The sequence below is a fragment of the Desulfitispora alkaliphila genome (genome assembly GCF_050433185.1).
GTDB classification, from domain to species: domain Bacteria; phylum Bacillota; class Desulfitisporia; order Desulfitisporales; family Desulfitisporaceae; genus Desulfitispora; species Desulfitispora alkaliphila.
Genome location: NZ_JBNPXS010000010.1, coordinates 42,715 through 67,624 on the forward strand (window position 1 = coordinate 42,715; position 24,910 = coordinate 67,624).

Below are 24,910 nucleotides of genomic sequence, written 5' to 3' on the forward strand. Positions count from 1 at the left end.
AAATAAATTGTTACATAAAAGAGGGGGATCACATAATGGTGCAAATGTATTATGATCAAGACGCAGAATTGAGCTTACTAGAGGGGAAGAAAATAGCTGTAATTGGCTACGGTAGCCAAGGACATGCTCAGTCACAAAACCTTAAGGAAAGTGGAGTAGAAGTTATTGTAGGACTTCGTAAAACAAGTAAATCATGGAAGCAAGCTGAAGAAGCTGGCCTTACAGTAAAAACTGTAGCTGAAGCGGCTAAAGAAGCTGATATGATTCAAATACTTTTACCAGATGAATATCAGGGGGATGTATATGCGCAAGAAATTGAGCCTAACTTAGAAGAAGGAAACACTTTAATCTTCTCCCATGGTTTTAATATTCACTACAATCAAATAGTACCTCCAAAAAATGTAGATGTAATCATGGTTGCTCCTAAGAGTCCAGGACACTTAGTGCGCAGGACTTATACCGAGGGTGCAGGTGTACCTGGTTTAATCGCAATTTTCCAAGACTACTCAGGTAAGGCTAAGGACTATGCTCTTGCTTACGCTAAAGGAGTAGGCTGCACTAGAGCAGGTGTGTTTGAGACTTCCTTCCAGGAAGAGACAGAATCTGACTTGTTTGGAGAGCAGGTAGTACTTTGCGGCGGAATGACTGAGCTGGTTAGAGCAGGGTTTGATACACTAGTTGAGGCTGGATACGCTCCTGAAATCGCTTACTTTGAGTGTCTACATGAGTTAAAGCTGATTGTAGACTTAATGTATGAAGGTGGAATAGCTGGAATGCGCTATTCAATCAGTGACACAGCTCAGTGGGGAGATATGACTGTTGGCAAGAGAATTATCACTGATGAAACCAGAGCAGAAATGAAAAAGGTTTTAGCTGAAGTTCAGTCAGGACAATTTGCTAAAGAGTGGATCATGGAAAATAGAGCAAATCGCCCAATGTTCAACAGCATGACTAAGCAAGACGAACAACATCAAATCGAGGTAGTGGGCAAAGACTTGAGAAAAATGATGACTTGGTTAAATAAAAAATAAATTCTCAAAAAGTGAGTGAAAGGGACTACCCTTTCACTTTTCTTGTATCCAATAATTGTATATAATAATTATATATAATAACGGAGGTGTAGCTATGAAGTATGTAAGATTTCAGGTTGAAAAGAAGATTAAATACGGCATATTGGAGGGTGAGCAGATAAGGGAAACTCAAAATCCTTTTATAAAGGGGCAAGAATTAGTTCCCCCTAACAGCTACAGCTTAGGAGATGTTACACTATTAGCACCTTGTGAACCCAGTAAAGTAATTTGTGTGGGTCTAAACTATGCTGATCACGCCAAAGAACTAAACTTAAAGTTACCTAACAAACCCTTGCTATTTATGAAACCAAGCACTACTGTTATTGGGCCTGGAGCAAAAATAATTTATCCCCAGGATTCACAGAGAGTTGATTACGAAGGGGAATTGGCAGTAGTAATTAAAGACAAGATAAAGGACATAGAGCCTAATGTAGCAGAGCAGAGTATTTTTGGTTTTACATGTGCAAATGATATTACTGCCAGGGATTTGCAGAAACTAGACGGTCAGTGGACTAGAGCTAAGTCCTTTGACACGTTCCTGCCATTAGGGTCTTACATAGAAACAGAAGCGGATGCAAGTGACCTACAAGTTACTACTAAATTAAACGGCAAGGTTATGCAATCTTCCTCTACTAAACAAATGGTATTTGGTGTAAACTATTTAGTGAGTTATATTTCTAAAATAATGACACTGTTACCAGGAGATGTTATAATAACTGGAACCCCTTTTGGAGTTGGGCAATTAGACCATGGGGACGAAGTAGAAGTTACTATTGAAGGATTGGGGACATTAATAAATTATGTTGAAAAACCATAAAGAATACGATTTAATAGTAATTGGAGCAGGCGCTGCAGGCATGCTTGCTGCAGGCTATGTTGCTCAAAGAGGATATAGAGTGGCCCTCCTAGAGAGAAACAGCATTCTGGGAAAAAAGTTGTTGATAACAGGTAAAGGTCGCTGCAACTTGACAAACGCTGGAGATGAAGAGGAATTTATCAACGCCTTTGGCAAACAGGGATCCTTTTTGTACAGCGCTATATATTCCTTTACTAGTAATGATACGATCAGCTTTTTTAAGAATTTAGGCTTAGAAACTAAGGTGGAAAGGGGCAATAGAGTCTTTCCAGTAACCGATAAATCTCATGATGTGGTTGATAAGCTAGAGCTCCACTTAAAGAAAAGTGGGGCAGATATCTTTCTAGAACACCGGGTTAAAAAGGTAAAAAAGAAAGATGGGGTTGATAGCCAATATACAGTAGAGACTACTAAAGGAAAAATATTAAAAAGCAAAACAATCTTGTTGACCACGGGAGGAGCTTCCTATCCAAAGACAGGTACCACAGGAGATGGGTATAAGCTAGCAGAGGACTTAGGACATAGGGTTGTTCCTATTAGTCCTGCCCTAGTGCCATTAGAGCTTGCAGAGGACTGGGCTAAGGAGCTTCAGGGGCTATCCTTGAGAAACGTCCAATTATCCATAGTGGGGCCAAAGGGCAAGGCTATTGACAGTCAATTTGGTGAAATGATATTTACTCACTTTGGTATTTCTGGTCCCATAGTACTCACCCTGAGTAACCAAGTACAAGTTTGCTTAAAAAAAGGTCCAGTTCCATTACATATAAACTTGAAGCCTGCTTTGACACTGGAACAGTTGGATAATAGGATACTAAGGGATTTTGAGGAATTTGCCAACAAGCAGTTTAAAAATTCACTTTCGCAACTGTTACCTCAAAAGTTGATACCTGTAATTATAAGACTAAGCCAGGTTGATCCGGAAAAGAAAGTAAACCAAATCACTAAATCAGAGCGGGATAGGCTAATCCAGTCTTTAACAGAGTTAAAATGTACGGTAGTAAAAACCCGTCCATTAGAAGAAGCCATAGTTACTGCTGGTGGAGTAGATTTAAAAGAAATTGATCCAAGAACAATGGAGTCAAAGGTCAGAGAAGGAATTTATTTTGCAGGGGAAGTTATGAATATTGATGGTGTAACAGGAGGATACAATCTTCAAGCAGCGTTTTCAACTGGTTACCTAGCTGCTAAGGGGATTGAAGAAAAATTAGAGGAGGTTACAACTTGAGCAAGTACGGAAGTAGAAAGATAGCAGCTGTTGCTATTCAAATGGCTTTAACAGAGAGCAGAGACGAAGAGGGAATATTGAAGGAAAAGTATGCTAAGTCAAAGGTCAAAACTGCAGCAGTAGACTACGGTGGAGAATTTATATCATCGGTAAACAGAATAGTTGAAAGGGCAGTTGTGGCTGCAAAAAGAGAGGGAGTAATAAAAGATAATCACACTGGGGAAGGAGCTGTAGCAGGAGCTACTCGGGAAGCTCTATCTCAGATTATGACAAAGGCTGTAGGGTTAAATGTGGGCGGAAAAATTGGCATAGCTCGCTATGAAGACCACGTTAGCGTGGCAGTATACTTTGGCATAGGATTACTCCACCTAGACGAAGTTGCCATTGGGTTAGGTCATAGAGCTGTGACGTAAGTAAATTACCTGAGGAAAGCAAAATCTTTGCCAGAGACCTAAATAATTATTGACAGTAACACTTTTACATGTTAAGGTTATTTAAAATTAAATAAGATGAGAAATGAGAGATGAGAAGAGAGTTAGATGAGCTGAGGTGAGTTAGCAAGTGGTGAATAAGGCCAGTGCTCATTTGAGTGCTGGATTTTTTTATTCTTTTATTGAAGAGAGGAGCCGAGCTGAGATGAGTGAGAAAATAAAAATAATTGCCTTAAAGGAAAGGATATCGTCTGACACAGAAACCCCTATTACTGTATTGGAAAAGCTTAAAAAATTTGACCCCATTTATTTATTAGAAAGCGTTGAAGGCGGTGAGAATTTAGCCCGCTACTCATTTTTGGGCTTCAACCCAATGATGTCTTACAAATTTAGAGATGGGAAAGCAGATATCACCTATAAGGATGTTGAACAGAAGAAAGTTAGAATCGATACTACCCCTTTAGAGGGAATAGAAAAAGCATTAGCTAGATATGAAATGACTGCGGTCCAGGACCTAGAGGGTGCCGGAGTAGTTGGATATTTAGGATATGATGCAATTAGATATTATGAAGCAGTACAAATGCCCTCAGAAACCACTACTCACATTCCAGAAAGCTATTTTGTATTATGCAGACTAATTCTAGTTTTTGACCACGCATACAACACCCTTACAATTATTCACCTGGGAAAGCCAGAGGACAACGATGCCATTAAAAAGCAAATTAATTTGGTTAAAGCTACCTTAGCTAAACCTCATCAAATCACTTCTGACAGCATATCTCCCCAAATTAACAGTAAATTTAAATCAAATTTGACATTTAACCAATTTTCTAAAATGGTGACTAGGGCCAAGGAATATATAAACTCTGGAGACATCTTTCAAGTAGTCCTCTCTCAAAGGTTTGAAGTGAGCCTAACTTCAACCCCTCTAGACATTTACAGAAGCCTAAGAAGGATTAACCCTTCTCCCTATATGTACTATTTACAATTTGATGACTTCAAAATAGTAGGCAGCTCACCAGAGGTTTTAGTAAAAAAGGAAGACCAGAACATCTCCTTAAGACCCATAGCTGGCACTAGGCATAGAGGGGCTACTTTATTAGAGGATAATAGGCTAGAAAAGGAATTACTAGCTGATGAAAAGGAAAGAGCAGAGCACTTAATGCTTGTAGATTTAGGAAGAAATGACCTGGGACGAGTTTCCAAGATAGGCACTGTAGCTGTGGAAAAATTTATGCAGATTGAGAGATACTCTCATGTTATGCATATGGTATCCTTAGTAACAGGAAAAATAGATGATAGGCGTAATGCTTATGATTTAGTAAAGAGCTCCTTCCCAGCAGGCACTGTTTCTGGAGCACCTAAAATAAGGGCTATGAATATTATAGGTGAGCTTGAAAGTGAGCGCAGGGGTATTTATGCTGGGGCAATTTGCAACTTTTCCCTTAATGGGGATCTCAATTCCTGTATTACCATTAGAACTATTATTATAAAAGATAAGATGGCTTACGTTCAAGCAGGGGCTGGGATTGTTGCTGATTCTAATCCCTATAATGAATATATGGAAACCTGTAATAAGGCTAAGGTATTACTGAAGGCCTTAGGATGCGATTTAGAAGAGCTGAATAGAGCAGAGCTGAGAAGAGAGGAGATGAGCAGATGTTAGTAGAGGAATTAATAGGAAAAGTTGTGAGTAAGACAGATTTGACAGAACAAGAGGCAGACTTTATTATGAACCAAATTTTGAGCGGAAGTTTAAGTGAGACTCAAATTACTGCATTAGTAGTAGGGTTAAAGATGAAGGGAGAGTCTCAATGTGAGATAGTGGGGTTTGTAAATGCCATGAGGCAAAAGGCAAAACCTGTTCCCTTGTCAGTGGAGCTAAAGGCAGACTTGGTGGATACCTGTGGAACTGGAGGAGATGGGAAAAACACCTTTAATGTATCTACAGCGGTGACCTTCGTGTTAGCAGCAGCAGGACTTAAAGTAGCTAAACATGGAAATAGATCCGTAACTAGCAAGTGCGGAAGCGCCGATGTTTTAGAGAAACTAGGAGTCAATATTCACATGACACCTAGGCAAGTGGCACAGTCCTTAGAGCGATTTGGATTTGGCTTTATGTTTGCCCAAGATTATCACAGTGCTATGAGTAAAGTCGCTCCGGTTCGAAGAGAGCTTAAGATGAAGACGGCATTTAATATATTAGGGCCACTTTCCAATCCCGCTAACACAACTAGACAGCTAGTAGGAGTTTATAGTGCTTCCACAGCAGAGCTTGTGGTCAATGTTTTAAAAAGACTGAATCTAAAGCACGCCTGTGTAGTACACAGTAATGATGGCCTTGATGAGATAAGTATAGGAGATACAACTAATATCTTTGAACTGAAAGAGGGTAAAATCACAAGCTATGTATTTAATCCAGAAAACCTAGGTATACAGCTAAGTCCTTTAGAGGCCATTGCTGGTGGGAGTGCTGAGGAAAATGCAAAAATTATAAAAAGAGTTTTTTCTGGTCAAAAAGGAGCATGTAGAGATATGGTTGTAGTAAACAGTGCCTTTGCATTATATATTGGGGGAATGGTTGGCAACCTTAAAGATGGCAAGGATTTAGCGGAAGCGATTATAGACAGTGGAAAGGCTACGAAAAAACTAAATCAACTGATAGAATATAGCAGTAAGGAGAGCGCGTGATTATGCTAGATACAATTATTAGCTACCAAGTAAAAAAGCTGGAACAATTAGAAAGAATGCCCATTCAGGAGCTAGAATATCGTATTGAGGCCATGTTGCCACCTAATTCCTTTCAAGAAGCAATAGCTAAGGGAAAGAATCACTTTAATATTATTGCAGAAATCAAGAAAGCCTCCCCCTCCAAAGGAGATTTAATCAACAGCTTGAATTTAGCAAGGGTGGTTTCAGATTATGAGCTAGGAGGAGCTGCCGCTATCTCAGTCCTAACTGAAGAAGATTTTTTTAAGGGTTCTTTGGAGGATTTAAAGGATGCTGCAGTGAGAACCAACCTTCCCTTGCTGCGCAAGGATTTTATTATAGATGAGTACCAGCTTTATGAGGCAAGATTAGCGGGGGCATCGGCTGTACTTCTCATAGTGGCAGCTCTTCCCCAGCAGAAGCTAAGGTTCCTAATCAATAAGGCTCGAGAATTAAAGTTGGATTCAGTTGTAGAAATCCACAATAGAGAAGAGCTGCACCGAGCACTAGATGCAGGAGCTCATATTATTGGGATTAACAATAGAGATTTAAGCAGCTTTCAGGTAAATATCAAAACTACTTTAAATCTGGCACAAGAAATTCCCAATAAAACTTTAGTTATTAGCGAAAGTGGTATTACAAACCATAATATTGATGCCATAATAGATAGCGGTGTAGATGCAGCTTTAATAGGTGAAAGCTTAATTACAGCTAGCGCAGGAAATAGGCGGTCCCTGCTGAGAAAAATGACGAGGAGTGATTAGCTATGATTAATATAAAAATATGTGGAATAAAAAGCATTCAGGATGCGCAGGTGGCAATTGATGCAGGAGCTGATGCCTTGGGATTTGTCTTCGCCAAGGGAAAAAACCATATCAATCCAGAAAAAGCTAGGGAAATATGTAACACACTACCTCCTTTCATTGCAACCACAGGGGTGTTTATGGATGAAGAAAGGCATGTGGTTCAGGAAATTTCAAGTTTTTGCAATTTAGATATTCTTCAATTTCACGGCATAGAGGCTCCAGAGTACTGCAGAAAGTTTACTCAAAGAGTTATAAAGGCGTTCAGTATCGAAAAAGAGATAAACTATGAATTAATAAACAAATATGATAGTGTAAGTGGAGTATTGCTAGATGGGTCACAGCCCGGGAAGGCCAAGAAGTTCAACTGGGATTTGATTGAAAAAGCTAGACTTGCCAAACCGCTAATAATTGCCGGAGGTATTAACTCAGATAACATAGATGAATTAATTGAAAGGGTTAGGCCCTACGCAATAGATGTAAGCAGCGGAGCTACAGCGGATGGGGCGAAATCATATGAAAAAATAAAGGCAATAGTAGACTCAGCTAGGAGAACTTATTATGAGTAGCTACAGTTTGCCTGACGAGAGAGGCTTTTATGGAGAATATGGTGGTCAATATATGCCCGAAACCTTGTTACCAGCTTTAAACCAGCTAGCAGAAGCTTACAATAGGTATAAGAATAATGAGGAATTTGCTCGTGAACTCAATTACTATTTGCAGGCTTATGTTGGGAGACCGACACCCTTGTTTTATGCAAAAAAGCTTACAGAAAAGCTAGGCGGTGCTAAGATATATTTAAAAAGGGAGGACTTAACTCACACGGGAGCCCATAAAATTAACAATACGATTGGGCAAGCTTTGCTAGCAAAGAAAATCGGCAAGAAGAGAATTATTGCAGAGACGGGAGCGGGACAACATGGTGTGGCAACTGCCACAGCAGCGCGGCTTTTTGACATGGAGTGTGTAATATACATGGGAGAAGAGGATGTGAAGCGGCAGCAGCTAAATGTCTTTAGAATGAAGCTGTTAGGGGCAAAGGTGGTTCCCGTTGCCAATGGTAGCAAAACCCTTAAGGACGCCATGAATGAAGCAATCCGCGATTGGGTAAAGAATGTTAGAAGTAGCTACTATTTGTTAGGATCAGTAGGAGGCCCCCACCCCTACCCCTTGATTGTTAGAGATTTCCAGAGGGTGATAGGGCAGGAGACAAAGGAACAATTAATAGCTGACCCAGATTATATTGTGGCCTGTGTAGGCGGTGGAAGTAATGCAATGGGGATATTTTATCCCTTTATAGATAGCAAGGAAGTTAAGCTCATTGGAGTGGAAGCAGCGGGAAGTGGCGTGGAAACAAAGGAGCACGCAGCAACTTTGAGTAAAGGGGCACCAGGAATACTCCACGGTTCTCTAAGCTATGTATTGCAAAATGCCCACGGTCAGATTGAGCCAGCTCACTCTATTTCAGCAGGATTAGATTATCCTGGAGTTGGACCGGAGCACAGTCATCTCAAGGATATAGACCGGGTTCAATATGTGTCCATCAGAGATGATGAAGCATTAAATGCCTTTGTAGCTTTGAGCAGACTTGAAGGGATTATTCCTGCCCTGGAAAGCGCTCATGCCATAGCTCAGGTGATGAAAATTGCACCTGAGTTAACCAGTGACCAAACTGTTGTGGTAAGTCTTTCAGGTAGAGGGGATAAGGATGTAGAAAGTGTAGCCAAGGAATTGGGGGCGAAAGTATATGAATAGGGTGGTAGCGGTATCGAAAAGAGCCCAGATCTATGGTGAAAAGCTGTTAATTCCTTACTTTATGGCAGGTCACCCAGATTTGGATACTACAGTGAAATTGATTAAAGAAGCAGAAAAGGCTGGGGCAGATATGGTAGAAATCGGAGTTCCCTTTTCAGATCCAGTGGCAGATGGGCCTATAATTGAAAAAGCTGGCTCAAAAGCACTTGAGCAGAATGTAAATTTGGTAGAAATAATAAAAGTTATTGGTGAAATTAGGGGAGAGATAAGTATCCCAATTATTTTAATGACCTACTATAACCCCATATATGTGATGGGTAAGAAAAGCTTTGTAGCAGAGGCTACTAAAGCCGGGATACATGGAGTGATAATTCCAGATTTACCCATGGGATACGATGAAGAATTTAATAATCTATGTAGGCAATATGAGCTTTGCTGGGTTCCCTTAGCTACGCCTACTACTACAGATGAGAGGATGAAACTAATAGCAGCAGAGGGTGAAGGATTTGTCTATTGCATTTCTGCGACCGGCACTACTGGAATCAGAGAGGATATTGACGATTATTTGCAGGAATTCCTAATAAAAGTTAGAAAATATATTGATAGGCCCTTAGCGGTTGGTTTTGGTATAAGTAATGAGCAAATAGCTAAAACTGTTTCCAAGAGCAGTGACGGAGTTATTGTTGGCAGCGCAATTGTTGATTTGATAGAACAAAACAGCACTAACAGCAATGTACTATTGCAGAAGGTTGGCGAAAAAATAAATGGATTAAAGCGTGCTATATCTGCAGATGGACATCGGGGTGATGAAATATGAAGGGAATAGAGTTAGTTAGAAAAAAAAGTGAAGACCACAAAACGGTTATTCTCGTAAATGATATTGAGATAGGAGCAGATCAGGTTGTGCCCATGGCAGGTCCATGTGCTGTAGAAAACAAAGAACAACTGGTGGAAATAGCCAGCGAGCTTAAGCAGATTGGAGTACCCATATTGCGAGGAGGAGCATTTAAGCCGCGTACATCACCTTATGCTTTTATGGGTTTGGGTACAAAAGGCTTAGAGCTATTGGCAGAAGCCAAAGAGGAAACTGGGATGGCCATAGTTACTGAGGTTATGGATCCAGGAGATATATCCTCTGTGGAGCCATATGCAGATATCTTGCAAATAGGGAGCAGGAATATGCAGAATTTCCCCCTGCTCATGGCTGCGGGAAAGGCGAAAAAACCTGTGCTTTTAAAGCGTGGTTTAGCAGCTACCATTCAAGAGTGGTTATTAGCGGCAGAGTACATAATGGTATCAGGTAATGAACAGGTAATACTTTGCGAAAGAGGTATTAGAACCTTTGAGAACTTTACTAGAAACACAATAGATTTAGCAGCAGTACCTATAGTCAAATCATTGACCCATTTACCAGTGATTGTAGATCCCAGTCATGGAACTGGGATTAGAGAGTTAGTTACACCTGTTAGTAAAGGGGCGGTGGCTATGGGAGCAGATGGTTTGTTGATTGAAGTCCATACAAGGCCTGAGGAGGCACTATGCGACGGAGATCAGTCATTAACACCTTCTCATTTTAAAGAATTATTAGAACAGTGCGAAAAAGTTGCAGTAGCATCTGGAAAAAAGGGAATAGCTAAAAACTAGACTGTAATTAAGGAGTAATTGACATGGGGAATAAAACAACAATGGAAGCATCAAAGGGAATTAGAGGAGAAATTACAATTGTACCAGACAAATCCATCAGCCATCGCAGCGTCATCTTAGGAGCACTAGCTGAGGGAAAAACAGAAATAGACAACTATCTAATGGCCCAAGATTGCCTTAGCACCATTGATTGTTTTCGAAAAATGGAAGTACCAATCCATGTGGATGCTTCCAAGGGCAGAGTACATATTACCGGTGTTGGTAAAAGAGGGTTAAAGGAGCCAGGAGAGATATTAGATGCAGGTAACTCTGGCACAACCATGCGTTTGTTGCTAGGTGTGTTAGCAGGACAAGAGATGCATTCGATTTTAACAGGTGACAAATCCTTATCTAATAGACCTATGAAGCGAGTAGCTGAACCCCTGCGCATGATGGGAGCCACAATTGAAGGTAGAGACCAGGGCAATAAAGCTCCTATTTCTATCCGCGGTAGACAGCTACAACCAATTTCCTGCAAAACTCCCGTTGCCAGTGCACAAATTAAATCAGCAATTATGCTGGCAGCATTAAATGCCCAGGGAACTACAGAAATAACAGAACCTTCACCTTCTAGAAACCACTCAGAGCTTATGTTTGATTTTTTTGGCGCCAAAGTTGATACTTGTGGAACTAAAATTTCAGTGAGTGGAGCTAGCACTTTAAAAGGTAGTAAGCTAACTGTTCCGGGAGACATATCATCGGCAGCATTTTTTATGGTTGCAGCATCCATTGTTCCCAATTCGGAACTAATTATAAAAAATGTAGGCGTTAACAAGACCCGCTCAGGTATAATCCAAGTTTTAAGGGAAATGGGGGGCTCGGTGGAGCTCTACAATCAGAGGGAAGAGGGAAATGAGCCCGTTGCAGATATCCTAGTGAAATCAGCGAGGCTTAAAGGCGTTGAGATAAGTGGATCACTGATTCCCAGGTTAATTGATGAAATCCCTATTATAGCCGTAGCTGCTGCTGTAGCTGAAGGGGAAACAGTAATCAGAGATGCAGCTGAATTGAGGGTTAAGGAGACTGATCGCTTGGCTGCCCTAGCAGAAAACCTGACAAGGTTAGGTATTACAGTAGAAATCTTAGCTGATGGCTTGATTATAGATGGGCAAGAGGGTTTTAATCTTACCGCCCATTTAGAGAGTTATGATGACCACAGGATTGCAATGGCTATGGCGGTAGCTGGACTCAAGAACTCTAAGCCCACTGTTATTAATAATGTAGATTGTATTAACATATCGTTTTCCGATTTTTTTGAACAATTAGCTTCAGTTAATCCTTAAAGCGACTAGCAGGTCGCTTTTTCCCGTTTAAGATGTGACTTGAAAAATCAGAGCATTATGCTAAAATTATTCCAGAGTGAAGGGAGCTGAACTAATGAAAAGGCTTGAAGTCATAACAATTGATGGACCTGCGGGGTCAGGTAAAAGCACTATAGCTAAAGAATTAGCTCAGGAATTGAACTGGGTGCATCTTGATACAGGAGCTATGTATAGGGCATTAACCTATAAAGCACTAGAAGCAAAGATAAATTTAGCAGATCATGAAAAGCTAACCCAAATGGCTAAGGAGATGGATATAACCTTTCAGTGTAGCCAAGGGGGACAAAAAGTTTTTTGTCAGGGAGTTGACATTACTGCAGAAATTAGAATGCCAGAAGTTAGTGCCAATGTATCTGCAGTGGCTAAAATCCCTAGCGTACGCCAAGAGTTAGTTAAAACCCAAAGGGAAATAGCCCAGAAAGAGAGAGTAATCTTAGACGGTAGGGATACGGGAACCTGTGTTATTCCCGAAGCCAAATACAAAATATTTCTTACTGCCTCAAGTTCTGAGCGAGCTAAGAGGAGGCATCAGGAGCTGGAAAGCCAAGGGCATTATCAGCCATTAGCAGAAGTAGAAGCTGAGATAATAAAGAGAGATAAAATTGATACTGAAAGAGAAGTATCCCCTCTCATGCCAGCAGAAGATGCAGTGATTATCGACACCAGTGAACTGAATATTAAAGAAGTAAAGGCTAAAGTGGTGTCCATAATTAACAAAGGGGAGGTTTAGAAGTTTGTTATATACATTTTTGAGATACGCCTTTTCGCCTATCTTTAAGTCGATTTATAAAGTAGAAGTAAAGGGATTGGAAAACATTCCTGAAAAAGGACCTGTAGTTCTTATTGCTAATCACATCAGTCTGTGGGACCCTGTTGTTTTGTCCTATGCAATTCCCAAACGGCAAGTGTACTATATGGCTAAAGAAGAACTATTTAAGATACCCCTACTTAGCTTTGTAATCAAGAGACTGGGAGCATTCCCAGTAAAACGGGGCAAAGGGGACAGGCAGGCCATGAAGATGGCAAACAATATTTTAGAAGAAGGCAAGATTTTGGGACTTTTTCCTGAAGGCACTAGAAGCACAACGGGAGAGCTGAAACCCTTTCAGACAGGAGCAGCTATGTTGGCCCTAAAGGCAAACAATACCATTATTCCCACAGCTTTAGTTGGCACTGATAAAATAAAAAAGGTAAAGGGCTGTACTATTACAATTGCCTTTGGTAAACCAATTACTGAAACAAAAGAAGAAAAAGAACAGCGCACCTCAGCTCGGGCAAAAGCTCTGACACAGAGGCTTCAGGGGGAAGTTGAAAGTTTAATCAAACAAATAAGTTAACTTTTATTAGAATTAGGAAGGATATACTGTTTTTTTAGAGAATAATAATATTATTTGAGGCAAATCCACAAAATAATGGTGCTGGTGTTTATAGAAGAGGAGTGGTTTATCATAAGAGTAATTCTTGCAAAAAGTGCTGGGTTTTGTTTTGGTGTAGAGCGAGCTATGAAAATAGCTGAGGATGCCAGCGAAAAAGGAAAGAAAAAACTCTTTACCTATGGTCCTATTATACATAATCCACAAGCAGTAGAGAGATTGGAGAAGAAAAACGTTAAGCCCTTAGACAATCTTGACTCTGCAGAGAATCAGAGGCTGATAATTAGATCTCATGGTGTAGCTCCTGAAGTGATGGACCAGGCCAGTAAACTAAACATCGAAATTTACGATGCAACCTGTCCTTTTGTTCAGAAGGCCCAGAGGCTGGCTCAAAAATACGGGGAAGAGCAATACAAAGTTGCAATTCTAGGAGATGAGCGGCATCCTGAAGTTCAAGGTATTTACGGGTGGGCAGGCTCCAATGCTTTTATTGTAGAGAATCCACAACAAGCTGAAAAGTTGCCTAATATGGACAAAGTAGCGTTGATAGCTCAAACGACCCAGACGGCGGAGAACTTTAATCAAGTGGTAGAGATATTGCGAGGTAAGTGTAAAACGTTGGAAATATGCAATACTATCTGTGATGCCACCAAGCAGAGGCAAGAAGCTGCAGTAGAATTGGCTAAGCAGGTAGATGTAATGCTAGTAGTAGGTGGGAAAAACAGTTCTAACACCAAGAAACTAGCCCAAATTTGCAAAAATTCAGGTTCTACAACCTATCATATAGAAGATGCTAAAGAGTTAAAAAAATACTGGTTCCATGGTGCTCAAACAGTGGGGATAACTGCTGGAGCGTCTACACCAGGTTGGATACTAGAGGAGGTAGCTGAAAAAATGAATGAAATGGAAACTAACTTGAAAGAATTAACTAGAGGTGACATCATCACCGGAAAAGTAGTACAAGTAACAGAAAATGATGTAATGGTTGATGTGGGAGGAAAGTCAGAAGGAATAATCCCTAAAACCGAAGTTTCTCTAAAAAATGTAGATGATCCTTCTACAGAAGTAGCTGTGGGAGATGAAATTCAAGTTTACATTATTAAGGTAGAAAACGAAGAAGGAAATCCTATTCTGTCAAAAAAGAGAGCTGACCGCAAGCTTGCTTGGGATAAGGTAGAGCAGCTCTTTGAAGAAAAGTCTGTTGTGGAGACAGAAGCTCTAAGCGTAGTTAAAGGTGGTATTCTTGTAGACTTAGGGATAAAGGGTTTCTTACCTGCGTCTTTAGTAGATAGAGGTTATGTAGATAATCTAGAACAATTTGTGGGTCAAAAACTACAGGTAAAGATAATTGAGTTTGATAAAGAAAATAACAAAGTTGTAGTTTCTAGAAAAGTACTACTAGATGAAGAGCACGAAAAAGCAAAAGAGAAGACTTGGGAAGCTCTTGAAGAGGGACAAGTAAAGAAGGGCACTGTTCAAAGAATAACTGACTTTGGAGCTTTTGTTGACTTAGGTGGGGTAGATGGACTGCTTCACGTTTCTGAGCTTTCCTGGGGTCGAGTAGATCACCCTAAAGAAGTATTAAGTGAAGGCCAGGAACTAGATGTATTTGTAATCAAAGTTGACCAGGATAAGGGTAAAGTTTCCTTAGGCCTTAAGCAGCTTAAAGATAATCCTTGGAACAGCGTAGCAGATAAGTACAAAGAAGGATCTGTGCTAACTGGTAAGGTTATGCGACTTGCTCCATTTGGCGCCTTTGTAGAATTAGAGCCTGGGGTTGAAGGACTAGTTCATATCTCACAAATCTCACAAGAGCACATTGGAACACCAGATGAGGCATTAGAAGTGGGACAAGAGGTAAAGGTAAAAGTTCTAGGTGTGGATGAAAAAGAGCAAAGAATTAGTCTAAGTATTAAGGAAGCTGTTGAAAGTAAAAAAAGCGATGAAGTAAAAACATATATGGACAATCAAGACAATAAGGATGGAGAAACTGGAGTAACACTAGGCGATTTGTTCGGGGACATATTAAAAGAAGCTAAGAAAGATGACAAGAAGTAAGGCTGAACTGAGAAGGAGGAGGAAAGCGGAACACCTCCAAATAGCCATGGAAATTGATAGTGGGCCAAAGACAACTGGCTTTGAGGATATAGAATTTATACATTACGCTATTTCTCAATCAAACATAAATAATATCAGTACAGAGAAGACCTTTTTGAACAAGCGTCTAAGTGCACCTCTGCTAATAGAAGCCATAACCGGGGGTGCAGATATCAGCTATGACATCAACAAAAAATTAGCCATAGCTGCCCGGGAAACGGGGATTGGGATAGCATTAGGTTCTCAGACTATGGGCCTAGAAGACCCTCAAATGAAGCACACCTTTGAAGTGGTGCGAACAGAAAACCCTGAGGGTTTGGTCTTGGCCAATATGTCCGCAGGTTCAGATCCAGAAATGGTAGCTGAAGCTGTAGATATGATTAGTGCCGATGGGGTACAGTTGCACCTGAATATAGCTCAAGAGCTATTGATGGACGAAGGGGACAGGGACTTCTCCCAAATTCTAGAGAATATAGGTGCAATAACAAGACAAGTAAACGTGCCCATAATTGTAAAAGAAGTGGGATTTGGTATGTCTCGAGATGTACTGATAAAGCTTTATGGACTGGGCATTGAATATGTGGATGTGGGTGGTGCAGGCGGCACCAACTTTGCCACAATAGAAAACAATCGCAGGCAGACTAAGCTATCTGAGCGGTGGCACCACTGGGGAATACCCACAGTACCCTCGTTAATAGAGGGGGTTACCTCAGGCCTTCCCATAAAGGTGATTGCAAGCGGTGGCCTCATAGACGGTCAAGACGTAGCTAAGAGCTTGGCTCTTGGAGCGGACATGGCAGGGGCTGCAATGCCCTTTTTGCGAGAAGCATACAATGCAGAGGATTCTAGAAAAATTATAGAGCTAATAAAGTCGTGGATACTGGATATAAAATTGACCATGGCTTTGACAGGAATTTCAAAACTTGAGAACTTCAAAAAATGTCCTCTCATAATCAGGGGACAAACAAAAGAGTGGCTTGATGCAAGGGGGATAGATTCTACCCGCTTTGCTAAAAGAAATGCGTTCATATGAATGCATTTCTTTTTTTGTATATGAACCTTTAAGTCGGGGAAGTATATACAAACAAAAGGGTAGAAAGGAGTTTTAACAAAAATGAATTTTCCGATTGGTATGATAGCACTATTTATAGTTGCAGTTTTGATTTACGTAGGAGTTGGACAGAGAGTTTTAGACAGAATGAGACTTACCGATAGGGCAGCCCTTGCTATTATAGTGGCAATAATGATTGGTAGCTTTATCAATATACCTATTGCAACCGGGCAAATCGAAACATCTATTAACCTTGGTGGAGCAATTATCCCAGTGGCCCTTGCCATATACCTATTGACTAAAGCTGGTACCACCAAGGAGAGGATAAGAGCCATTGTGGCTACAGTAGTGACAGCTATAGCAGTGTACTACTCTGGATTTATAAGTGATGCGGACCCAGGGCGGGCAGGAGCAATAATTGACCCAATTTACATAGTACCAATTATCGCTGGAACAGTGGCATATATTGCTGGAAGGTCAAGAAGATCAGCTTTTATCGCTGCCACTTTAGGAGTACTTGCACTAGATGTGGTAAATTACATCTTCTTATCTGTTAACAATATCTCTGGTGTGGTGAGCATTGGAGGTGCAGGTATATTTGACAGCATTGTCTTAAGTGGTATATTGGCAGTGCTATTAGCAGAAGTGGTTGGGGAGACTCGAGAAAGAATTCAAGGTGGCCCCAAAACAGAAGGCAGACCTAAAGAACTTTTAAGCGCATTGCGTAAACCTGAAATAAAGGGAAAAGATGAGAAAAAAGATGGAGGTGAAAAGGATGAGAAATAAGCTTAGATTGCTGGGACTAGTGCTCTTAATGGCTGGTGTAATATCATTGGGATATAATGCAACCTATACAACTACAATTCAAATACCAGAAATAGCTGACTTAGGAGTTTATGAAGTGGAGCGAGAGGACGGCTACTTTACCATTGTTGATGAAGAGGGCAATGTCTTAGATAAGACAGCTAGAATGGTTTATGAAGGGGACGAATTTATTTCTGCGGACAACAGGCATTACCGAGTGATTAGTATCGAGGGAGATACAGCCCATGCCAAATACATCGGAGATATTGAAATGAATTGGAGTGGCATGCGAGAACCAGAAATGCCTGTTACTGGAGCAGTTCCTGTTCAAGGAGAAGAAAACCCTGTAATAGCCATTTATCACACTCATACAGCAGAATCCTACGTGCCAGATGAAGGAGAACCTTTTATAGAAGCTGAGGGTGGCGATGCTCAAGGGGGCATAGTAGAAGTGGGGGAAATATTAAGTAATAAACTTAATGAAATAGGTATAGAAACAATTTTGAATACAGATCCCCACGAGCCCCACGACTCTAACGCATACCACAGGTCTAGAAGAACAGTAGCCGGTCTGTTAGAAGAACAGCCTATTGCAATTGTAGACGTGCACCGAGATGCTGTTCCCGACCCGGACTTTTATACTGCAGAAATTAATGGGGAGCAGGTATCAAAAATTAGGCTTGTTGTGGGAAGGCAGAACCAAAATATCGAAGCTAATAGAGAATTTGCCGAGCAACTAAAGGCAGCGGCAGATGAATTATATCCAGGTTTAATGCACGGTATTTTCATGGGTAGAGGAAACTACAATCAGGACATGCACCCTAGGTCCACCTTAATTGAAGCGGGTACTCATGTAACAAGCAAGGAAGAGGCAGAAAGGGGTGTAATCCTTTTTGCAGAGGCACTACCTAAGGTTCTAGGAATAGAAGCTGGAGGAGCACCTCAAGCACCTGCTTCTGGAGGAGATTATCGTTCAATTGGCTGGATTATCGGATTATCCCTATTAGCAGGGGGGATTTTCCTCTTAGTGAGTACAGGAAGTTTCTCTGGAGCATCAGAAAAGCTAAAGCAGCTAACAGGAAGTGAGTGGGCTAACTTTTTAGGTTCGAAAAGAGATAAAGAAAAATACAAGCGAGCCAACGTGTACGAATCATCTATTAACAAAAAGGCCTTTGATATTGAGAATAATAAAAAGCCAGATCACAAAGAAAATAAGGATGAGGATAAGTAGAGAAAGAAATTTGGTTAAGAAGGGATAGAGTTTATGGATCAGACAGTAGCAACCGTAATAATCGGGATTGCCTTTGGTGTATTTGCCAGAACTATAATGTTAAAAGTAGACTATCGACAATATCCCAGTTATCCCCATGGATATATTACTCATATTTCTCTTGGCTTTATGGCTGCTGCCCTAGGGGCAGTAGCTATACCTGCCATAGCAGCAGAAGACTTTGTGGCTGTAACATTCCTCACTTTAGCAGCCCAGCAGTTTAGAGATATTAGAAATATCGAAAGGGAAACCTTAAATAAGTTAGATGAGAAAGAATTGATACCCAGGGGAACAGACTATATTGAAGGAATAGCAAAGGTGTTTGAAACCAGGAATTATCTAGTGATTGGCACCTCTTTGGTAGCTTCATTGATTTATTTCGTTTACGGGCTGCCCCATTCCTTAATCGCTGGGGGATTATTTTTAATGTTCTTAATCTATGCCATGCGAGGACAGTCTGTGGGTGATATTGCAGATGTAGAGGAAGCTGATTTTAAATTTGAAGGGGCCATGCTAAATGTGGGTGGTATCATAATAATGAATGTGGGTCTTCTTGAGGCTAGAGAGAAACTGCTTAAAGAGGCTATAGCGGTGAAAATGAAACCAAAGGATGACAATGCGAGAGCCACCTTAGATGATCTTGGACAAAGACAAGCTATTGTTCATACAGTAGCTAACCTAGTTGGAACTAAGCTAGAAGAAGGAGAACAGGAATGGTCACCTCTAGTTCGAAAAAATATAGATACTGGAGAGGTTTTTCTATTCATCTTGCCCAATGAACCCGATGTGGAATGTGTAATCGAAGCGGTTAAATCCACGCCAGTTTTAGAGAGCTCTCAGCGCAAGATTCTTCAAAGCAAAATTGGCAGAAAAGCCTCAGATTAAATAGGAGGGATGAGATATGACGGAGATAACAGGAAGTATTTTAGCAGTTATCACCAAAAAAAAAGATAAAATTTATGGTGGGGCACCAATATTTGTTGTAGAGTCAGATGAAGAACAACAACGACTAGCGCTCTACTTTAGCAGAATCTTGAGGGGCATGGCTCACGATTTAGAAAACGGAACCTACATAATAGTGAGGCACTAAGATGGAAATCATATATCACTGCTTTGGCGGGGCTCACTCATCTGTAACTGCAGCGGCAATTCACTTGGGAATGCTTCCAGAGGAATCTGTACCCACTAGCAAGCAATTGATAGATACGCCTTTTTACGATAAACAAGAAAATGATGATCACGGAACTATCAAGCATATAGGTACAGATAATATGGGTAATGAAGTTTATATTGTAGGCAGACGGGGATTAGATAGTGATTTTGAAACATTTTTAGAGGACTTCATGAAGCTAAATAAAGTACAAGCAAATCTAATAATTGTAGGTACTTTAAGTGGGGTAAATATATATATGAGGCTTGGTGGGTACTTATCTAGAAAACTGAGATTAACCTGGATTGGCAGACCTTTGGTGTTATATGGTACTAAAAAAGCTCACATGGATTTTGTGAAAATCGTACACCAAACAAAAAAACAGCTAGAACAGGAGAATTGAGATTATGAACTATATCATCTTGGGAACAGACAGCCTCCAATGCAAATTGGCGGCTGCCTTTTATTTGAAAAAAGAACTAAGTAATGAGTTGAAAGAGCAGATTGAAAAACAAGCGGGAAGATTAATCTTTGTAGGTGCAGATCGGGATGGAAATCAGATTTACTGCTTTTGGAGCAAGAAAGACGTACAGCTGATTCCAAAGGTGGTAAACAGCTTTTGCACAATCTACAACCTAGAAAATCAATTTTCATTTATCAAAGTGTCCTGTGATGAGCAGCTTAAGTTTACACTTTATAGTTTAGCACAAACACTATTCTCTAAGCTGAGAGCATCTAGTTTAGAGCAGAGGATAGATGAAATGAAGCTAAAGCTACTAAAAGAGAACATCAAACTAGACTCTTTAACCACAACTTGACTTATGATAGCTCTTATTAGATAATTATGGGAGAGTTATAGAAACGAGGTGTCATTTTGTCAAAATTGGAATACCCAGAAGTACACCATGTGGCGGCAGATAGTATTGCTGAGGAGCTGGGCATAAATCCTGGAGACCGGATTGTGGCTATAAACGGAAAACCAGTGGTGGACTTGATCGAATATAGATATGCAATAGCAGAGGAATACATAGAGCTTGAAGTACTGCAAGGTGAGGAGTTATGGCTTTTTGAAATAGAAAAGGATTTAGATGAAGATTTGGGAATTAACTTTGAAAGTGCGGTATTTGATAGGATTAGAAAATGTCAAAACAAATGCATTTTTTGTTTTATTGACCAGATGCCAAGAAAGATGAGGAAAAGCTTATACGTGAAAGATGATGACTACAGGCTTTCCTTTCTCCATGGAAATTATATTACTCTGACCAACTTGGATGAAAAAGACTTAGAGCGTATTATTCAGTATCGGATGTCTCCCTTATACATTTCAGTCCATGCAACAGATGGACAAGTAAGGGAAAACATGCTCAACAACCCATGCGGGAAGGGCATAATCGGATTATTAAAGAGATTGACCGAGGCAGAAATAGATCTTCACACACAGATTGTACTAGTTCCAGGAGTCAACGATGGGGAAGTTTTAGAGCAAACACTAGGTGATTTAGCGGCATTACAGCCCCACATTCTCAGTGTTGCAGTTGTGCCAGTAGGTCTGACTAATTTTAGAGAAAAATTGGCAGCTTTGCGTCCCTTTACTCCTGATGAAAGTAAAAGGGTAATAGAAACTATAGCAAAATGGCAACAGCAGATGCTAGCTAAAACAGGCCAGAACCTGGTATATGCAGCAGATGAATTTTTCTTTAGGGCCAAAGAGGACATACCCAGTGTTAGCTATTACGGCAGTGATTATTCACAACTGGAAAATGGGATTGGATTAGTGCGTAAGCTTTGGGATGACTTCCAACAAGAGCGACATCTACTTACTGAAGTGGAATTAACCACTGAGAAGCGGGTGGCAATTGTAACTGGAGAACTGGGAGTAAAATCATTGAGTCCCATTGTGAGCTGGCTAAGAGAGAATTTAAGCATCAATGTGATGATAGAGCCAGTGGAGAACAGGTACTTTGGGGAAAAGATTACAGTGACAGGACTTGTAACTGGAGGAGATGTGGGTGAAAAGCTAAACAATCTGGCAAAGGACAATTCCCTAAAAGAAGGCGATGTAGTTTTTATACCCGATATAATGTTAAAGGATAGAGAAGACCTATTCTTAGATGATGTAACAGTGGAAGACTTACAAGCAAAATACCCTTTTAAGATTGTAGTAGTAGCTTCAACCGGAGACAGCTTAAGCCGTGCTTTGAGATTAGAATTGGAGGTAAAATAATGGCAAAACCGATTATAGCAATTGTGGGGAGGCCCAACGTGGGCAAATCTACCTTATTTAATAGAATAACTGGAGGAAGGGTGGCAATAGTTGACGATAAGCCCGGTATAACTAGGGATCGGCTGTATCGCAATGCTACCTGGCTAGACAGGAGCTTTACAGTTGTGGATACAGGTGGAATCGAATATAAGTCAGACAATGCTTTTATGGGTAACGTTAAAAAGCAAGCTGGACTAGCTATAGAAGAGGCAGAGGTCATCATATTTGTGGTGGACGGTCAGACGGGAAAAACCTCAGAGGATGAAGAAGTAGCAGCAATGCTTAGGAGAAGTAGAAAGCCCGTAATATTGGCGGTGAACAAAATTGAAGATAAGAAGCACGAAGAGTTACTATATGATTTTTACCAGCTAGCTCTAGGCGAGCCCGTAGCCATCTCTGCAACTCATGGATTAAATATTGGGGATCTACTAGACCAAGCAATAGCCCATATGCCCTCAGAGCAGGAAGAGGACATAGATCCGGACACAATCAAAATTGCAGTTATAGGTAAGCCTAATGTGGGCAAATCCTCCTTGGTAAACAGGCTCCTAGGGGAAGAGAGAGTGATAGTCAGTAATATTCCCGGAACCACTAGGGATGCCATCGACACTGAATTTGAGGTAGATGGGCAAAAGTATCTATTAATTGATACTGCGGGAATGAGAAGAAAGGCCAAAATAGATGATGTTACCGAGAGATATAGTGTAATTAGATCTATCAAGGCAATAGACAGATCTGATGTGGTCCTAATGGTCATAGATGCATCTGAAGGTGTTACCGAGCAGGATAAGAAAGTTGCAGGATATGCTCACGAGGCGGGAAGAGCTGCTGTGATTATAGTAAACAAATGGGATCTAATCGAAAAAGAAGGCAACACCATGAACAGGTTTGATGAGCACATTAGAGAAGAGCTGGGCTTTATGAAGTATGCTCCTATCCTTTACATATCTGCACTAACTGGGCAGCGAGTAACAAAAATTAGCGAACTGGTGAACTTTGTGGCAGAGCAGCATTCATATCGGGTTAATACTAGTGTACTAAACAACCTAATCAGAGATATAACCCATATAACGCCACCTCCTACGGATAAAGGTAGAAGGTTAAAAATACTATTTTGTACCCAAGCATCAACTAATCCGCCAAAGTTTATCATCTTTGTAAATGACCCTGAATTGATGCACTTTTCATATCAGAGGTATATTGAAAACAACATCAGAGAACACTTTGGCTTCCAAGGAACACCGATTAGATTTGCCATAAGGAAAAGAAAAGAGTAAAGGGGAAATAAGATGGAATTTCTGAGCACAGTTCTAATACTCATAATTGCATACTTTGTAGGGGCAATCCCCTTTGGCTACATAGTGGGAAAGCATATCAAAAAGATTGATATAACTAAGCACGGTAGTGGTAATATTGGAACGACAAATGCCTTTAGAATATTGGGAGCAGGCCCCGCTTCATTAGTTTTATTGGGTGACTTCCTCAAGGGTTTTTTCCCCACCCTATATGCAATGTACATGGGGGAAGTGGGAGTTGCTATTCTAGTGGGCCTTGTAACTATTGTGGGGCACAACTGGTCTATCTTTATGAAATTTAAAGGAGGCAGAGGTGTAGCCACAGGAGCAGGTGTGGTAATGGCCCTAGTACCTAAAGTAATAATAATTGCCTTTTTCTTTTGGCTTGCTATCGTTCTCATAACTAAATATGTATCATTAGCATCCATAGTAGGTGCTTTCCTTGTGCCCATGCTGATGATTTACTTTAAAGAGCCGTTACTTATAACTGCTTTTGGTACTGCTGCCGCTATATTTGTAATATACAGACATATACCAAATATCAAGCGCTTGCTTGCAGGAAATGAACTAAAAATCAAGTAGCTGGGAGGGGAATCAATGACTGACGTTTCCGTATTAGGTGCAGGTAGTTGGGGGACTGCGCTGGCAACACTTCTGTGCAACAAGGGGAAAAAAGTAAAAATATGGGCTAGAAGTGAAGCCACCAGTCAGGAGATAAATACTGAACACACAAATAAGAAATACCTACCAGGGGCCAACTTGCCCTTGAGCTTAGAATGTGATACTGATTTGGAGCGGGTAGTGTCAGGTTCGGAAGTAATTGTTTTGAGCTTGCCATCCCATACTGTTAAAGACTATTTAGAACAAATTAAGCCCCTTTTAAATGAAAGTACAGTTATTGTAAATACTGCTAAGGGATTTGATGTAGGGACACTTCAGCGTTTGAGTCAGGTGGCAGCTACAGTCCTGCCGGGATCTGAGAATAACTTTGCAATGCTATCAGGTCCATCCCATGCGGAGGAAGTAGTGAAGCAAATGCCCACTGCAGTAGTATCTGCATCTAAAAGCAAGAAAACCGCAGAGTTCGTGCAGGATTTATTTATCTGTTCTAGTTTTCGTGTATATACAAACCCCGACTTGGTTGGAGTTGAATTAGGTGGAGCATTGAAGAACGTTATTGCATTGGGGACGGGGATTTCTGACGGTTTAGGCTTTGGTGATAATACAAAAGCGGCATTTATAGCTAGGGGAATTGCTGAAATCGGAAGATTAGGAGTAGCCATGGGTGGCAACCCATTGACCTTTGCGGGACTAAGTGGTGTGGGAGATTTAATTGTAACATGCACAAGTGCTCATAGCCGCAACAGAAGGGCCGGAATTTGCATCGGCTCGGGAAAAACTTTGAACCAGACGCTAGAAGAAGTAGGAATGGTAGTTGAAGGAGTAAACGCTACCAAAGCAGCCTACAAGCTGGCACAGCAATATCAAGTGGAAATGCCTATTGTAGAGGAATTATATAGTATATTATTTGCAGATCAGGAAGCCAGCTCCGCAGTTAGAAACTTAATGGAACGAGTAAAGACAAATGAGATGGAAGACATAGGTTTAGCAGGAGACTTATGGGAAAACAATTAATTTTTCAAAGTACGGCGGATGCCGTGCTTTTTTTTATTATTTTCATGTAATAATCAAGGACTAGGCTCATATATATATATTGTTAATTACATGTGCCAATAATAGGAAGAATGAATAT

Annotated in this window: 26 protein-coding genes; all 26 read left to right on the top strand. The window is 40.6% G+C overall.

What is annotated here, in order from left to right:
* The first annotated feature begins 35 nt into the window (after nt 1-35).
* The 26 genes from ilvC to GGQ84_RS05515 all read left to right on the top strand — a co-directional run bounded on the left by ilvC (nt 36) and on the right by GGQ84_RS05515 (nt 24,792).
* On the top strand, nt 36-1,031 hold the full coding sequence (gene ilvC, locus GGQ84_RS05390) for a ketol-acid reductoisomerase (RefSeq protein ID WP_429160178.1): 996 nt from the start codon (nt 36-38) through the stop codon (nt 1,029-1,031).
* A 94-nt stretch (nt 1,032-1,125) separates the two neighbouring features.
* A complete protein-coding gene (locus GGQ84_RS05395) occupies nt 1,126-1,887 on the top strand; it encodes a fumarylacetoacetate hydrolase family protein (protein ID WP_429160181.1) in 762 nt (253 codons plus the stop codon).
* The gene (locus tag GGQ84_RS05400; protein ID WP_429160184.1) at nt 1,871-3,151 is read left to right on the top strand and encodes a BaiN/RdsA family NAD(P)/FAD-dependent oxidoreductase; all 1,281 of its coding nucleotides are present in this window, start codon (nt 1,871-1,873) and stop codon (nt 3,149-3,151) included. The genes GGQ84_RS05395 and GGQ84_RS05400 overlap by 17 nt, the downstream gene beginning before the upstream one ends.
* The gene (locus tag GGQ84_RS05405; protein ID WP_429160186.1) at nt 3,148-3,564 is read left to right on the top strand and encodes a HutP family protein; all 417 of its coding nucleotides are present in this window, start codon (nt 3,148-3,150) and stop codon (nt 3,562-3,564) included. The genes GGQ84_RS05400 and GGQ84_RS05405 overlap by 4 nt, the downstream gene beginning before the upstream one ends.
* Nucleotides 3,565-3,787: 223 nt before the next feature.
* Nucleotides 3,788-5,248, top strand: coding sequence for an anthranilate synthase component I (gene trpE, locus GGQ84_RS05410; RefSeq protein ID WP_429160189.1), 1,461 nt, complete (start codon nt 3,788-3,790; stop codon nt 5,246-5,248).
* The gene (gene trpD / locus GGQ84_RS05415) at nt 5,242-6,273 is read left to right on the top strand and encodes an anthranilate phosphoribosyltransferase (RefSeq protein WP_429160192.1); all 1,032 of its coding nucleotides are present in this window, start codon (nt 5,242-5,244) and stop codon (nt 6,271-6,273) included. Before trpE ends, trpD begins: the two co-directional genes overlap by 7 nt.
* Before the next feature lie 2 nt (nt 6,274-6,275).
* Nucleotides 6,276-7,055 (top strand): indole-3-glycerol phosphate synthase TrpC, encoded by a 780-nt coding sequence (trpC, locus tag GGQ84_RS05420; RefSeq protein ID WP_429160195.1) that lies wholly within the window; start codon nt 6,276-6,278, stop codon nt 7,053-7,055.
* A gap of 2 nt (nt 7,056-7,057) precedes the next feature.
* Entirely contained in the window at nt 7,058-7,663 is a 606-nt protein-coding gene (locus tag GGQ84_RS05425; protein ID WP_429160198.1) for a phosphoribosylanthranilate isomerase, read from the top strand.
* The gene (trpB, locus tag GGQ84_RS05430) at nt 7,656-8,849 is read left to right on the top strand and encodes a tryptophan synthase subunit beta (protein ID WP_429160201.1); all 1,194 of its coding nucleotides are present in this window, start codon (nt 7,656-7,658) and stop codon (nt 8,847-8,849) included. The genes GGQ84_RS05425 and trpB overlap by 8 nt, the downstream gene beginning before the upstream one ends.
* On the top strand, nt 8,842-9,666 hold the full coding sequence (gene trpA / locus GGQ84_RS05435; RefSeq protein ID WP_429160204.1) for a tryptophan synthase subunit alpha: 825 nt from the start codon (nt 8,842-8,844) through the stop codon (nt 9,664-9,666). Before trpB ends, trpA begins: the two co-directional genes overlap by 8 nt.
* A complete protein-coding gene (aroF, locus tag GGQ84_RS05440; protein WP_429160207.1) occupies nt 9,663-10,493 on the top strand; it encodes a 3-deoxy-7-phosphoheptulonate synthase in 831 nt (276 codons plus the stop codon). Before trpA ends, aroF begins: the two co-directional genes overlap by 4 nt.
* Nucleotides 10,494-10,516: 23 nt before the next feature.
* The gene (gene aroA, locus GGQ84_RS05445) at nt 10,517-11,815 is read left to right on the top strand and encodes a 3-phosphoshikimate 1-carboxyvinyltransferase (RefSeq protein WP_429160210.1); all 1,299 of its coding nucleotides are present in this window, start codon (nt 10,517-10,519) and stop codon (nt 11,813-11,815) included.
* Nucleotides 11,816-11,909: 94 nt separating this feature from the next.
* Entirely contained in the window at nt 11,910-12,584 is a 675-nt protein-coding gene (gene cmk, locus GGQ84_RS05450; RefSeq protein ID WP_429160213.1) for a (d)CMP kinase, read from the top strand.
* A gap of 4 nt (nt 12,585-12,588) precedes the next feature.
* Nucleotides 12,589-13,191 carry a lysophospholipid acyltransferase family protein gene (locus GGQ84_RS05455; RefSeq protein WP_429160216.1) on the top strand — a complete coding sequence of 201 codons (603 nt, stop codon included), beginning with the start codon at nt 12,589-12,591 and terminating at the stop codon, nt 13,189-13,191.
* A 75-nt stretch (nt 13,192-13,266) separates the two neighbouring features.
* Entirely contained in the window at nt 13,267-15,285 is a 2,019-nt protein-coding gene (locus tag GGQ84_RS05460) for a bifunctional 4-hydroxy-3-methylbut-2-enyl diphosphate reductase/30S ribosomal protein S1 (RefSeq protein ID WP_429160219.1), read from the top strand.
* Nucleotides 15,272-16,357 carry a type 2 isopentenyl-diphosphate Delta-isomerase gene (gene fni / locus GGQ84_RS05465; protein ID WP_429160222.1) on the top strand — a complete coding sequence of 362 codons (1,086 nt, stop codon included), beginning with the start codon at nt 15,272-15,274 and terminating at the stop codon, nt 16,355-16,357. The genes GGQ84_RS05460 and fni overlap by 14 nt, the downstream gene beginning before the upstream one ends.
* 81 nt (nt 16,358-16,438) lie before the next feature.
* Complete coding sequence (locus GGQ84_RS05470) at nt 16,439-17,161, top strand: DUF1614 domain-containing protein (protein WP_429160225.1); 723 nt, start codon at nt 16,439-16,441, stop codon at nt 17,159-17,161.
* Nucleotides 17,151-18,410: a stage II sporulation protein P gene (spoIIP, locus tag GGQ84_RS05475; RefSeq protein ID WP_429160227.1), complete on the top strand. Its 1,260-nt coding sequence runs from the start codon at nt 17,151-17,153 to the stop codon at nt 18,408-18,410. The genes GGQ84_RS05470 and spoIIP overlap by 11 nt, the downstream gene beginning before the upstream one ends.
* 33 nt (nt 18,411-18,443) lie before the next feature.
* The gene (locus tag GGQ84_RS05480) at nt 18,444-19,334 is read left to right on the top strand and encodes a YIEGIA family protein (protein WP_429160230.1); all 891 of its coding nucleotides are present in this window, start codon (nt 18,444-18,446) and stop codon (nt 19,332-19,334) included.
* A 16-nt stretch (nt 19,335-19,350) separates the two neighbouring features.
* Nucleotides 19,351-19,539 carry a capping complex subunit for YIEGIA gene (locus GGQ84_RS05485; protein ID WP_429160232.1) on the top strand — a complete coding sequence of 63 codons (189 nt, stop codon included), beginning with the start codon at nt 19,351-19,353 and terminating at the stop codon, nt 19,537-19,539.
* A gap of 1 nt (nt 19,540) precedes the next feature.
* Nucleotides 19,541-20,002, top strand: coding sequence for a DUF3189 family protein (locus tag GGQ84_RS05490; protein ID WP_429160233.1), 462 nt, complete (start codon nt 19,541-19,543; stop codon nt 20,000-20,002).
* 4 nt (nt 20,003-20,006) lie between these two features.
* Complete coding sequence (locus tag GGQ84_RS05495) at nt 20,007-20,417, top strand: DUF3189 family protein (RefSeq protein ID WP_429160236.1); 411 nt, start codon at nt 20,007-20,009, stop codon at nt 20,415-20,417.
* A 56-nt stretch (nt 20,418-20,473) separates the two neighbouring features.
* Nucleotides 20,474-21,823, top strand: coding sequence for a DUF512 domain-containing protein (locus GGQ84_RS05500; RefSeq protein ID WP_429160238.1), 1,350 nt, complete (start codon nt 20,474-20,476; stop codon nt 21,821-21,823).
* Nucleotides 21,823-23,139 (top strand): ribosome biogenesis GTPase Der, encoded by a 1,317-nt coding sequence (der, locus tag GGQ84_RS05505; protein WP_429160241.1) that lies wholly within the window; start codon nt 21,823-21,825, stop codon nt 23,137-23,139. The genes GGQ84_RS05500 and der overlap by 1 nt, the downstream gene beginning before the upstream one ends.
* A 12-nt stretch (nt 23,140-23,151) precedes the next feature.
* Nucleotides 23,152-23,739, top strand: a complete 588-nt coding sequence (plsY, locus tag GGQ84_RS05510) for a glycerol-3-phosphate 1-O-acyltransferase PlsY (protein ID WP_429160244.1) — start codon at nt 23,152-23,154, stop codon at nt 23,737-23,739.
* Between the two features lie 15 nt (nt 23,740-23,754).
* Entirely contained in the window at nt 23,755-24,792 is a 1,038-nt protein-coding gene (locus GGQ84_RS05515) for an NAD(P)H-dependent glycerol-3-phosphate dehydrogenase (protein WP_429160247.1), read from the top strand.
* Nucleotides 24,793-24,910 lie beyond the last annotated feature (118 nt).